The sequence below is a fragment of the Candidatus Krumholzibacteriia bacterium genome (genome assembly GCA_035649275.1).
GTDB lineage: Bacteria > Krumholzibacteriota > Krumholzibacteriia.
The window spans coordinates 1-11,600 of the sequence record DASRJW010000129.1 but is presented as its reverse complement, the minus strand read 5'-3'; the positions used below and the strand labels follow the sequence as shown (position 1 = coordinate 11,600).

General features: G+C 69.8%; 8 protein-coding genes. 1 reads left to right on the top strand and 7 read right to left on the bottom strand.

The features are described 5' to 3' along the window. Positions 1-27 precede the first annotated feature (27 nt). From VFE28_13740 to VFE28_13720, 5 genes are all read right to left on the bottom strand, one after another. On the bottom strand, positions 28-1,539 hold the full coding sequence (locus tag VFE28_13740; protein ID HZM17059.1) for a glycosyltransferase: 1,512 nt from the start codon (positions 1,537-1,539) through the stop codon (positions 28-30). A gap of 4 nt (positions 1,540-1,543) precedes the next feature. Then, positions 1,544-5,161, bottom strand: coding sequence for a HEAT repeat domain-containing protein (locus VFE28_13735; protein HZM17058.1), 3,618 nt, complete (start codon positions 5,159-5,161; stop codon positions 1,544-1,546). A gap of 30 nt (positions 5,162-5,191) precedes the next feature. After that, the gene (locus VFE28_13730; protein HZM17057.1) at positions 5,192-5,587 is read right to left on the bottom strand and encodes a response regulator; all 396 of its coding nucleotides are present in this window, start codon (positions 5,585-5,587) and stop codon (positions 5,192-5,194) included. Positions 5,588-5,975: 388 nt separating this feature from the next. After that, positions 5,976-7,076 carry a tetratricopeptide repeat protein gene (locus tag VFE28_13725; GenBank protein ID HZM17056.1) on the bottom strand — a complete coding sequence of 367 codons (1,101 nt, stop codon included), beginning with the start codon at positions 7,074-7,076 and terminating at the stop codon, positions 5,976-5,978. Beyond that, positions 7,073-7,963, bottom strand: a complete 891-nt coding sequence (locus VFE28_13720; protein HZM17055.1) for a tetratricopeptide repeat protein — start codon at positions 7,961-7,963, stop codon at positions 7,073-7,075. The genes VFE28_13725 and VFE28_13720 overlap by 4 nt, the downstream gene beginning before the upstream one ends. Positions 7,964-8,214: 251 nt before the next feature. On the opposite strand from VFE28_13720, the gene VFE28_13715 reads away from it, so the two are divergent. Next, the gene (locus VFE28_13715) at positions 8,215-10,413 is read left to right on the top strand and encodes a two-component regulator propeller domain-containing protein (protein ID HZM17054.1); all 2,199 of its coding nucleotides are present in this window, start codon (positions 8,215-8,217) and stop codon (positions 10,411-10,413) included. A gap of 10 nt (positions 10,414-10,423) precedes the next feature. Here the strand turns inward: VFE28_13715 and VFE28_13710 are convergent, their stop codons facing one another. Together VFE28_13710 and VFE28_13705 are read right to left on the bottom strand one after the other, a co-directional pair. Continuing rightward, positions 10,424-10,807 (bottom strand): hypothetical protein, encoded by a 384-nt coding sequence (locus tag VFE28_13710; protein HZM17053.1) that lies wholly within the window; start codon positions 10,805-10,807, stop codon positions 10,424-10,426. After that, the coding region (locus VFE28_13705) for a hypothetical protein (protein HZM17052.1) at positions 10,804-11,600 on the bottom strand (797 nt) is incomplete at its 5' end. The genes VFE28_13705 and VFE28_13710, both read right to left, overlap by 4 nt.

Sequence of the window (11,600 nt, the reverse complement as noted above, 5' to 3'; positions counted from 1 at the left end):
CGACCGGAGTGAAGCTTCGGGCGCCGTCTACGCCGGCGTCGTTTGCTCGGTGAAGCCGATGCGCTCGAACTTCTCCCAGCTCTTCTTGCCCCGCAGGTAGTCCACGAGACCTTTGAAGCGCCAGCGGATCGTCATCTGCCGGTAGCCAATGTTCTCGAACAGGCAGTAGAGGAGCAGCGTGGCGAGATCCCGAGCCGGGAGCGAGGCCAGGAGCGGCCGGCCGCGGATCTCGCCGGGCGCTGCCGGCTCGGACCAGAAGGCGAGGAGAACGGAGAGCATGGAGACCAGCGCCCCGTAGCCGAAGGCGATGGCGAGGAAGAGAACCAGGTACTTGTACGAAAGAATCTGCAGCGCTGCGAACACGGGCAGCGACACATAACCGAAGGCTTCGACGAAGAGTCCGAGGAAATCGAAGAGGACGAGCGACGGCCAGCCGATGAGCCCCGCCGTGCCGTAGCGCGGGTTGAACAGCATGTGCCGGTGGTAGACCAGGATCTCCACGAAGCCGCGGAACCAGCGCCCGCGCTGCTTCGCCAGATCCCGGGCGCGCTCCGGCACCTCGGTCCAGCAGATGGGGTACGGCAGGGAGAGGATCACTTTCCTGAGACCCTTCTCCTGGAGGTACCGGTGCAAGCGCACCACGATCTCCATGTCCTCGCACACCGTGCTCGAGCCGCGCCCGGCGTACTCGTGCACCAGGCGCGACTTGAGATGCTCGGTCAGGTAGCCGCCGATGCGGATGAGCAGCTCCTTCTCGAAGATGCAGAAGACGCCGCTCACGATGAGCAGCCCGTTCAGCCGCGACAGCGCCGTGCGCGCCGCGGTGAAGCTGCGGACGTACTCGATGATCTGGAAGCGCGCCAGCTTGCTCTTCGGCAGCCCCACCTTCAGGATCTTGCCCTGCTGGATGCGGCAGCCGTTGGCCACCGCCACCTGCCCGCCGACGGCAGCCACGTCGCGCCGCTCCAGCAGCACGCGGAAGATCTGCAGCAACGCCACGTCATCGATGAGCGAGTCCGCATCCATGGAGATGACATAGGGGCAGGCGGAGGCGTTGATGCCGGCGTTGAGCGCGTCCGCCTTGCCGCCGTTCTCCTTGTCGACGACGACGATACGCTCCACCGCCGGCGGCAGCGGCAGGGTGCACTCGTACAAACCGCGCACGCGGGCGGTGGCGATGCCCGGACGGTAAGGGAAGTCGCGCCGGCGCAGCTGCAACGACTCCTGCAGCACCGCCAGCGTCTTGTCCTTGGAGCCGTCGTTGACCACGATGATCTCGAAACGCGGCAAGCGGAGCGCCATCAGCGAGCGGAGCGACGCCCCGATCGTCACCGCCTCGTTGTAGGCGGGCACCAGGATCGAGAGCGGCGGCGTGTAGGGCGACTTGAGCAGCAGATCCGGCGCATCCAGAGCGCGCAGCCAGAGACCGCGCCGCACATCGAAGAAGGCGAGAATGAGGAGCATGAAATTGAAACTATGATAGGCGAGGAAATAGACCAAGAACGACCAGGTGAAGAAAAGCGCCAGGTCATGATACATGGGGCTACGCTCCCGCCCGCTGCGGCAGCGCCGTCACCGGAGCGAGCGGTGTCGCCCCCAGGTGCTCGGCCGCCTCGGGGGACAGCAGCCACACCTGCAAGATCTCCTCGAGCCGCGCGCCGGCAGCGCGGACGCGCTTCGACGGGTCGACCCGCGCCGCGGTCAGGGCCCGTGCCCGGCTATGGGGATCACGGAAGAAGAGCGCCCGCAAGGCGCCGAGCCGTTCGCCCACGGCGCGGGACGCCGCGAGGCGCTTCTCCAAGAACTCCGCCGGATGGATTTCCCGCAGCGCCGCCGCGATGAGCGGCACGTCCTTCGGGCCGACGACCTCCTCGACGCTATGGCTCCCCTCCACGGCCAGCGCTGCCAACGCCGCCGCCCGCACCTGCGGCTCCGCATCGCGCGACAGATCGAGGAAGTCCTGCACCGCCGCCTCGGGGCGGAGACGTGCCAGGTGCAGCAGCGCCCGGCGCCGCATCTCCGCGGCTGGGTCCTCCAGCGCTTGCCGCAATGTCGCCAGCGCTGTGGTGGCGCCGAGAGCGGCGGCCGCATCGAGCGCTTCGGTGCGCACGGCGAGATCCGGATCCTGCAGGCACGCCTGCAAGAGCCGGCGGGACTGGCGGGCCGGCAGCTGCCCCAGCGAGCCCGTGACCGTGCGCCGCAGCTCGGGCGAACCATCCTCGAGGAACGCCTCGAGCAGCGCCGCCGCGCCGTGCAGCCGCGCCCGACCGAGGACGCGCACGAGCGCCTGGCGCGCCCGCGGTGACAGCTCGAGCCCCATGACGCCGTCGAGGAAGGCCTCGATCCGCGCTGGTGCGAGCCCGCCGAGGAACTCGGCCAGCGCTGCCAGCAACCCCTCGTCCTCCGTGTCGAGCTGCCAGACGACGACCTGCAGGGCCTCGTCGAGGTCGGCGTCGTGCAGGCGCCGCAGCGCCTCCGTCCGCACCCGGGGCTGCAGGTCCTTCAAGCCCTCCAGGAGCAGGCGCATGAAGTCGTCGCGCGGCGCCCGTTCACCCAGGAAAGTGAGGGCGGCGATGCGCACCTCCTCGCTCGGATCCTTGTGGAAGGTGCGGAGCACGGCGGGGTAGCTCGACGGGCTGCGCAGGAAGCCGAGGGTGCGAATGACCTTCACGCGCATGCGTTCGTCCTGGGAAGTCTCCAGCTTTTCCAGCAGCGTTTCCTCCAGCTCGGTGCGCGACCGCTGCGAGGCGACGACGAACTCGACGGCGCGCTCCGCCCGCACCGTCTCCACCGTCGCGTGCAGGATCGGATCCTGACTGCGCTTGCGGTCCTGCAGGAAGTCGTAGAGCGGGAACGACTCGAGCGTCTCCAGGATCGCCGGCAGATCGGCATCGCGGTCGAGCACCATGAGGCCGAGGAGGGCGTAGCCGCGCATCTCCTCGCTCGAGCGCAGCGACACCAGCACGCCGCGCATGACATCCGCCGAGGCCAGGTCGCGCAGTGCCGCGAGCACCAGCACGGCGCGGCCGCGCACTGCTTCCGAGGGATCGAAGACGGCAGCGCGGATGGCCGGCAGCGCCCCCCCGTCTTGAATGCGCGCCAGCGCGTCCAGGACCTCGAGGCGCACTGCCTCCGCCGGACTGCGCAGGAGCTCGAGGAGATCGGGAACCGCTTCCCGATCCTGCAGGTCGCCGAGGACGTGCACCGACTTGCACACCACTTCGGCGTCCCCATCGCCGAGCATGGCGCGCACCAGCTCGCGCCCGGTGTCGTGCCCGAGCTGGCCGAGCACGTCGATGACGCCGAGGCGGCTGGTGCGATCGGCCCCCTGGAAGAGCACGTCGATGACCCGATCCGGGTCCTGCCACTGGATCTGCCCGAGAGCCCAGGCGATGGCGTCGCCGAGCTCGGCGCTGGCGTTCTCGAGGCCGCGCACCAGGGTCTCCAGGCAATCGGGCACCCCGATCTGCCCGAGGGCGCGGGCAGCAGCGATCTGCACTTCCGGAGCGAAGTCGTGGAAGGCGTCCACCAGGCGCGCCACCGCTTCGCTGGCGCGGAGCAGGCCGAGGGCGCGCGCCGCCTCGGCGCGCACCGCGGCGTCGCAGTCGCCGAGCAGCTCGAGGAGCGCCGGCACCGAGTTGCGGTCACCCACGCGCCCGAGCACCACCGCGGCGCCGCCACGCACCCGCGGCTGCGGGTCGCGCACCGCGGCAGCGAGGAGTTCGTTCGGATTCGGGAACGGAATACGCTCCAGCGCCCGCACCGCTTCCACCCGGATCGTTTCGTTCCCGTGCCCGAGGAGGCGGCTGATGGGCTCGGCCGCCTTCTCCTCCCGCAGCTTCGCCAGCGAGCGCAGCAGCTCCGCCACGATGGGGGCCGCCTGCTCCTGCTGCAGCCGCTCGATCAGCGCCGCCGCCACGGTGGCGTGGGGCACTTCGCCGAGAATCTCCGCCACCGCGTAACGGACGCGCGGATTGCTGTGAGCCAGCGCGGCGACAAGGATCTCCACCACTCCCGACTGGGCGGCGGCGACCAGCTTCTCCCGCGCCGCGACGTCGCCATCGCCGACGCGCTCGAGCAGGGTGTCGAGCACGCCCAGGCGTTCCAGCGTCATGGCGGCGCGCTGCCGCACTTCCGTATCCGGATCCTCGAGCGCCAGCAGCAAGGGCTCGACGGCTCGTTCTCCCAGCTGCTCCAGGGCCTCGATGACGCGCACGCGCACCCACCACTCGCCGTCCTTCAGCGAGTCGATGAGATGATGCAGAGCGCGGGGATCGCCGATGGCGCCGAGGGCCCGCACCGATTGGATGCGCACGTACGGCACCGGATCGCCGAGCATGAGGTGGATGAGCTCGGGCACGGCGTGGCGATCGCCGATCTTGCCGAGGGCGCCGGCGGCGCGAGAACGCACCTGGTCGTGGAGATCGGCGAGACAGGCGAGCAGCGCCGGCACGGCGCGTGGGTGCTTGAGCTGGCCCAGAACTTCGGCCGCCCAGGCGCGGGTGTTGACTTCGCCGCGCTCGGCGAGCTTGCGCAGCAGCGGCTCGCACGCCGCCTCGCCGAACTCGAGGAGGATCTCGGCGATGCGCGGCGGCAGCCAGCTCTCCGGCAACCCCAGCGCCTCGACGAGGGGCTCCAGGGCCCGCGGATCGCGGATGCGCCCGAGCGCCCGGCTCGCCGCCATGCGTACGTCGCGGTCTTCCTCCCGCGTGTCGCGCATGACCCGGATGAGGGAGTCGACGGCGCGGACGTGGCCGATCTCGCCGAGCATGCGCGCGGCGAAGGCGCGCTCGGCCCAGCGCCTGCCGTGGCCGAGTCGATGAATGGTGCGCTCCAGCAGGCCGAGCTCGTCGTAGGAGGCGTAGAGCGCCTGGATCTCCTCGGCGCTGCTCGTGGGGCCGAGCTGAGAACGGCGCTCGGCCAACAAGCGCTCGAGCGCGTCCAGGTCGCGGAGCACCTCGGGCCGCCGCCGCGCCGCCCGATAGGCCACGGCGCTCTCGGCGTCGAGCTCGGCGAAGAGTTGTTTCAGATGCTGCACCCGCGCCTGCAGCCGGCGTTCACGGAGACGCAGGCTCCATTCGCGCAGGACGTAGAGGCCGAGGGCGAGCCCCGCTGCGCCCAGACACACCTGGAGCAGGAGGGTGGCGATGCGGTCGAGCAAGCGTCTCGCCTCGCTTCCCGGCGCGGCGATTCACGCAGTCGCCAGCTGGGGCTTCTTCAGGCGCGAGCGGATCTCGCGCACCAGATCCGCCGGATCGAAGGGTTTGGCCACGAAGCCGTCGGCCCCGACGCGCTTGGCCCAGAAGCGATCGCTGGGCTGGCTCTTCGCCGAGAGGAAGACCACCGGCAGGGTGCGCAGCGCCTTGTCCTCCCGGAGGGCCCGGCACACCTGGTAGCCGTTCTTGCGCGGCAGGACGATCTCGAGCAGCACCAGATCGGGCCGTGGCGCTTGCCGCACCTTCTGCAGCGCCTCCTCGCCATCCCGCGCCGTGAAGACGCGGTAACCCTCGTTCTCCAGAATGAGGGTGACAAACTTGACGATGGCGTTGTCCTGCTCCACGAGGAGAATCGACTTCGTGCGCGCCATGCCCGCTAAGCCTCCCGACCGCTCCGACTCCGGGACGATGGTCGCGGAATCGGGCGCGGATTCCAGAGACACGCTGCAATGGGCGTACCACGCACCATCACGGCCCGGAGCGCGCCGCATGGGGCCGCAAGTTGCCCGTTCATGCCTCGGCCGGCCCGTTGCGGCCGCCGGAGCCCCCGCCCGATCGCGGCCCATCGAACCGCAGCGAGACACCACGCCGCCCGTCTGGCCCGCCGCATGGCGCTCTGCACTCGCGAGAGATGCGATTCCTCCGCGGGCGAGTTACGCAGGCGGCCGCCAACCCTTGCGAGCGAGCCATTCGTACCTTCCGCCTGCGTTGTTTGAAGCCCGCGGGGGAATCGCATTTCTCGCGGCGTTCGTGCAGCAGCTACGAACCAGAGCGCTTGACTGGGGTGTCGTTCTTCGCCGTGGGCTTCGGCGGCGCCGCGTCCTCGGGCGTGCCCTTGCGGTTGGCACCGAGCGGGCGCCCGCCCCAGTGGATGATCTGGATCTTGCCCATCACCGCGTCGCGGTTGCGCGGCTGCTCTTCGAGGACGGCATCGTAGATCTGCTCGGCCCGGTCGAGGTCACCATTCCAGGCCACGACGCGGGCCAGGCCGAGTCGCGCCTCGGTGTTGTCCGGGTCCGCCTTCAGCACCTGCTCGTAGATGCGGATGGCCGCGTCGTATTCCTCGCTCCAGGCCAGCACCTTGGCGTAGTCCACCAGCAGGATGCGGTCGTTCGGCGTCTCGCCGAGGAGCATCTCGTACTGCGTGCGCGCCTCCTGCAGTTTCCCCTGCCAGCCGTAGACTCGGGCGATGCCGATCTTGGCTTCCCGGTTCTTCCCATCCATGGCGAGCACGCGCTTGTAGATGTCCATGGAGCGCTCGAACTCGTCGTTCCAGGCCAGCACGCTCGCCAGACCCAACAGACCTTCGATGCTGTGGGTGTGATGGGTGAGCAAGCGCTCGTAGAAAACGATGGCGCGATCGAACTGTCCCGCCCAGCCCGAGGTCTGCGCCGCGCCGAGGAGCACCACGTAGTCCACCGGGTGCGACTGCAGCAGCCCCTCCCATTCCTTGATCGAGCCGTCGAAGCGCCCATCGGCGGCGAGGGCGCGCGCCAGGCCGACGCGGAAGTCGTAGTAACCCGGTTGCAGCGCCAAGGTCCGGCCGTACAGATCGACGGCCTCGGCGGGGTTTCCCCGGCGTAGCTCCAGCGCCGCCCGCTTCGCCAGCACCACCGGATCGTTGGGACGCACTTGATCGGCGTGCAGGTAGGCCTCGCGAGCTTCCTCGTACTTGCCGGCCTCGACGAGCCGATCGCCTTCGGCCAGCCAGCGATCGCGGTCCGTCCCGGCCTCGGCGGCACGCGCCGCCTCTGCCTGGGCCGCGGCCCGGCCGGCAGCGGTCGCCACCGCGCACCCGCAACAGAGAACGAGCGCGAGCACTCTCGTGCGACGGCCTGCCTGGCGCGCCAGCCTCGTCATGGCACGGCCTCCCCGGTGCGGCGCGCCGCGATCTCGTCGCGCAAAGCCTCGCCCCGCGGATCTTTCGGGTGGGCATCGAGGAAGCGCTTGAGCTCCTTCTCCGCCTCCTTGGAACGGCCGGCCTGCAGATGCAGGCGCGACAGCGCCAGACGCGCGTCGCCGTCCTTCGAGTTCTCCCGCAGCAGGCTCTCCAGAGCGGCCCGCGCTTCGGCCTCGTGCCCGAAGCTCGGCCCCAGCGTCCCCAGGCCCAGCCGCGCGCCGGGATGGAAGGGTTCGACCTGCACGATCCACTGGAACATCTCGAAGGCCGATCTCCGGTTGCCTGCGGCTTCGTACTGCCAGGCTTGCTCCACCATCTGCGCCAGCGTCTTCTTCTGTTGCTGCCAGCTGGAAAGCAGCCCGTCCACCGATTTGACCAAGTGATATTCGGCCTCTTTGTCGCTCCCATCCTGGCGCCAGAAGGCATCGAACATCGGCAGACACTCCTCGAAGCGCTGCGTGGTGAAGAGCACGAAGGCCAGCCCCCTCTGGCTCTCCACCCGCTCGGGGCTCCGCACCAGGACCGCTCGGAAGCTGGTCTCCGCCGCCGTCGCCTGCCCCAGCCGGTACTGCGCAAAAGCGAGGCCGTTCAGCAGCTCCAGGCTGGCAGGCGCGATCTGCAGGCCGTTTTCGAACGCCGCCTTGGCTCGCTCCATCTGTCCCAAGCGGTAGTACGACCAGCCGAGGAGGAGCTGATCGTGCATCGGAGGGCTCTCTTTGGCCTCCACCAGGCGCACCACCGCGGCGTAATCGTGGGTGAGGTAGTACACCTCGACCGAATCGATCGGCAGCGCGACCGTCGCCATGTTGCCGGCCAGGATGGCCCCGCTGAGCAAGCCTTGCAGCATTCCATTCGCCCCCGTGACGCGAGGGAAGGCCCCCCGATAGAACAAGCAAAGATCGTGCTGCCCAGGGCGAGGCAGCATGGGGAAGCGCTGGAAACCACAGGAACTGCTCGTGCCCTGCATCGCACGATGACGGCGAGCGTCGCCCGGGTGGACATCGTGTTCCGTCGCAGCCTTGCAGGATGCGGAGGCGGGGCGGCACGGCCGTTGCCTGGGCTCCTGACGTTCCCCGGTCTCACCTCTCTTGGCGAAGCATGCGACTCTCCGCTTCCGTTGCTTTCCTTGTCGGCGCCACCTGGGCAAGCGTGGCGCCGGCGCAGAGCGTGTGGAGCCGGCCCGCGCCGATCTACGGCCTGACGGGTGGCGTCGATGTGCTGGCTGCCGCCACTGCAGGCGGCGTCGTCCTCTGGGATCTGCCGAGCGGCCGCACGCGGCATCTCACCACCGCGGAGGGTTTGCCGAGTCATCTCGCTCTCGCCGCGAGCTTCGCGCCGGATGCAGAGGTTCTCGGTGTGGCCACGGCGAACGGCATGGCCCGCGGCTCGATGGAGGGACCGTGGCACTCCGTCCTCGCCCGTACCGACGAACGCGGACCCTCTCTCTCGGCGTGCCTGGCGCTTCCCGTAGGACGACTCTTCGCCGGCGGGGATCGGGCGCAGCTCCTTCTCTGGGAGGGCGAGCGCCTGGATTCCTTGCTCGTCCCCACTCGGGCGGGCCGCGTCGTGGCTCTGGCGCTCTTCACCTCTTGGCTCGGCGCCGTGCGCCACACCGACCCGCAACGCCTCGACAAGGCCGGTGCACCGCCTTTCCCCCTCGGCCTCGCCGCCGGCGTCGACAACGACGGTGTCTGGCTCCTGCGCCGGACGAGCGAGAGCGAACGCTGGCTCCGCTTCGTGCAGGAAGACGGACTCCCGTCGCACCGCGTCCGCCAGCTGCTCGCCGACTCGCGTGGGCGCCTGTGGGTCGCCACCGATCGAGGCCTTGCCTGGATCGGATCGGACCTCGGCGTCCACGCCTTCCCTGCCAGTCCGCTTCTCGCCCAACGCTGCCACGCTCTCGTCGAAGGCGAGGACGGCTTCCTCTACGTCGGTCTCGATGCCGGCTTGGCTCGCCTCCACCTCGACCGCCTGGAGGAAGACGCCACTCTCGTCGCCGGCATCGCCGGACCCGTGGTGGCGCTGGCGCGAACGCGTGGCGAGATCTGGTGGAGTGCAGGCAGTCAGGTGTCCTCGCTCACCGGCCAGGAGTTGCTCTTGCCCGCCGGTCCTGCGGCGAACTTCACTCTCGCCCTGCTGGCGCGCTCGGAGGCGAGCGGTGCCCGCGCTTGGTTCGGGCATCCCTTCGGAATGGCGAGCTGCTTCCTCGATCCCGACTGGGCCCACTTCGGCGCCGAGCAAGGGTTGCCACCGGCGGACATCACGAGCTTTCTCTTCCTCGGGGACACGCTCTTCGTGGGCACTGCGACGGCGGGTCTCTTCGTGCGCCGCGACGCGCCGTCGATGCCCCATCTGCCCCGCATCCCCTACGCGTCGGTGCGTAAAGCAGCGGCCGGTTCACCGCACTTCGTGCCCGTTGCTGGCGCACCGACGCACATCGCGACCCAGGCGTTCGCCCGCGGCCTGCAGTGGGTGGGCGGCGACGCCGGTCTGCACGCCCGCCGCGGCGGCGCTTGGGAGGAGTTACCGCTCTGGCCTGGAGCCCACACGGTCGTCGACCTCATCGGCGCCGGCGACACGCTGTGGGCGAGCGCGTCGTACGCCGGTCTCGCCTTCCATGCAGGAGAGACCTGGCTCCAGCCCCCCTGTTCCAGCGCTCTCCTGGGCGCGTACTTCGGCAGCTTGAGCCGCGATGGCCGTGGCCACATCGCCGTCGCCACCGATCGCGGGCTGGCCTTGTGGGATGGTGCTCTCCTGCAACCGGTGCCGGGATCACCCGACGCCTTTCTCTTGGACGTGCAGTGGTGGGGCACAGAAGTCGCCTGCGGCACCCATCGTGGCTTGTGGATTCTCGGCGCCGACGGTACCTGGAGCTTGCGCGGTGTCCTGGAGGGGCTTCCCGGAGCGCAGGTGCGCGCCCTCGACCAGGATGCCGCCGGTCATCTGTGGGTGGCGACGACGCGCGGTCTCGGCCGTCTGCCTCCCGGCGACACTCCGAGCCCACCACACGCAGGCCAAGGCCCGCACCCTGGTGGCTTGCAGCCACCTCTCGCGCCGCAGGGGATGCCAGGGGGATTCGACACGAGAGGCGGGAATGCGGTCCGCTCCGAGGTCACGCCGGCAGCCATCGCCGTGTACGACGTGCGCGGACGCTTCGTTTGCCGGCTCGAGCCGAACACCGAGCCTATCCCGCACTGGGATGGGCGGGACGCGCACGGACGCACCACCGGACGAGGCGTCTACTTCCTGCGGCCTCTGCACCGCCAGGAGCGCGCGCGCAAGTCGCTCCGCCCTTGAGCCCTCGCGCCTAGGGCCGGGGCTCGATGTCCTCGAGACGCAGCGGGCTGGAGAGGAGGGCGCGCACCTCTGGATCGCTTCGGCTGAGCTGCAGCGCCTCCCGTGCCGCCGCTTCCGCCGCTTCCTGCAGTCCCCGTTCGCGCTGCAGTGTGGCGACGCGCGCCAGGGCCAGGGCCCGCTCCTTCGGCGTCGTCGCCGCGTAGGCGCGGCGCAACAAGGCGTCGAGCAAGTGCTCGGTCTGCGAGTACGTCAGGTTCCGGAAGCGATGTTCGCGCCGATCCTCGATCGCAACCGGACTCGCTCCCGCTTGGTGCTGCCACGACACGGACTCCAGCCGCCAACCGGCGAGAAGCGCCAGCCCCAGCACCAGCAGCCACACCCAGCGCACCGTCATCGATTGCGCTCCAGAACCGCCCAATAGGCTCCGGGCATGAACTCCACGTTGCCGAGGCGGAACCTGCCTTGTTGCACCGCCGTGGCCGCGGCGGCGAGGAATTTCTTCTGGCTGTAGAAGCCCTCGCGGATCTCTTCCAGGCTCTCGAAGCGCACCGGTGCGTAGGCAGCGAAGAAAACGACGACATCGGCGTGCTCGAGCACGTAGGCCGGGTCGCCGCGCTCGTGGCCGATGTCCAAAGCGCAGACATGTTCCTTCGACAGATCGCACCGCGCCACGTGACGGTCGGCGATGCCGAGGGCGTCGACCACCGGCAAACGCGAACTGTACCCCGTGGCGCCGAGAGCGAAGAGCCCGAGACGCGTCCCCGGCGGATACCGCTCCTGCAGAACGAGCCCGAGTCGCGAGGCGAGCTGCACCCACTGGAAGGCGGCGGCGCGCACGTGCGGTCGGGCGGAGAAAACCAGCAAGGCCGCCGAGAGCACGACGAGGAGCGCCAGCTTCCATGGCTGGCGCTCCGTCACCAGCCGCGCCGCGGTGGCGCCCAGCAGCGCGGCCGCGAGCGGCAGGACGTAGAGGAAGGAGCGGTGGAACTCGAAGTGATCGCCGCCGAGTCGGATGACGTGCACGGCGTAGAGCGATAGACCGACCAGGAAGCCCAGCGTCGCTCCACGCAGCGCGGGCAACAGGAGCGGTACGGCGAGGAGCACGATCCAGGGATAGGAGCGCGGCCACAGCGCCACGTAGTGCAGTCCAATGCGCGCGTGCGCCCAGTCGCCTGCACGCTTGGCGT

Coding starts and splice junctions, on each gene's coding strand:
- VFE28_13740 (HZM17059.1), bottom strand. CDS start 1,539: ATGTATCATGACCTGGCGCTTTTCTTCACCTGGTCGTTCTTGGTCTAT.
- VFE28_13710 (HZM17053.1), bottom strand. CDS start 10,807: ATGACGGTGCGCTGGGTGTGGCTGCTGGTGCTGGGGCTGGCGCTTCTC.
- VFE28_13730 (HZM17057.1), bottom strand. CDS start 5,587: ATGGCGCGCACGAAGTCGATTCTCCTCGTGGAGCAGGACAACGCCATC.
- VFE28_13725 (HZM17056.1), bottom strand. CDS start 7,076: ATGACGAGGCTGGCGCGCCAGGCAGGCCGTCGCACGAGAGTGCTCGCG.
- VFE28_13715 (HZM17054.1), top strand. CDS start 8,215: ATGCGACTCTCCGCTTCCGTTGCTTTCCTTGTCGGCGCCACCTGGGCA.
- VFE28_13720 (HZM17055.1), bottom strand. CDS start 7,963: ATGCTGCAAGGCTTGCTCAGCGGGGCCATCCTGGCCGGCAACATGGCG.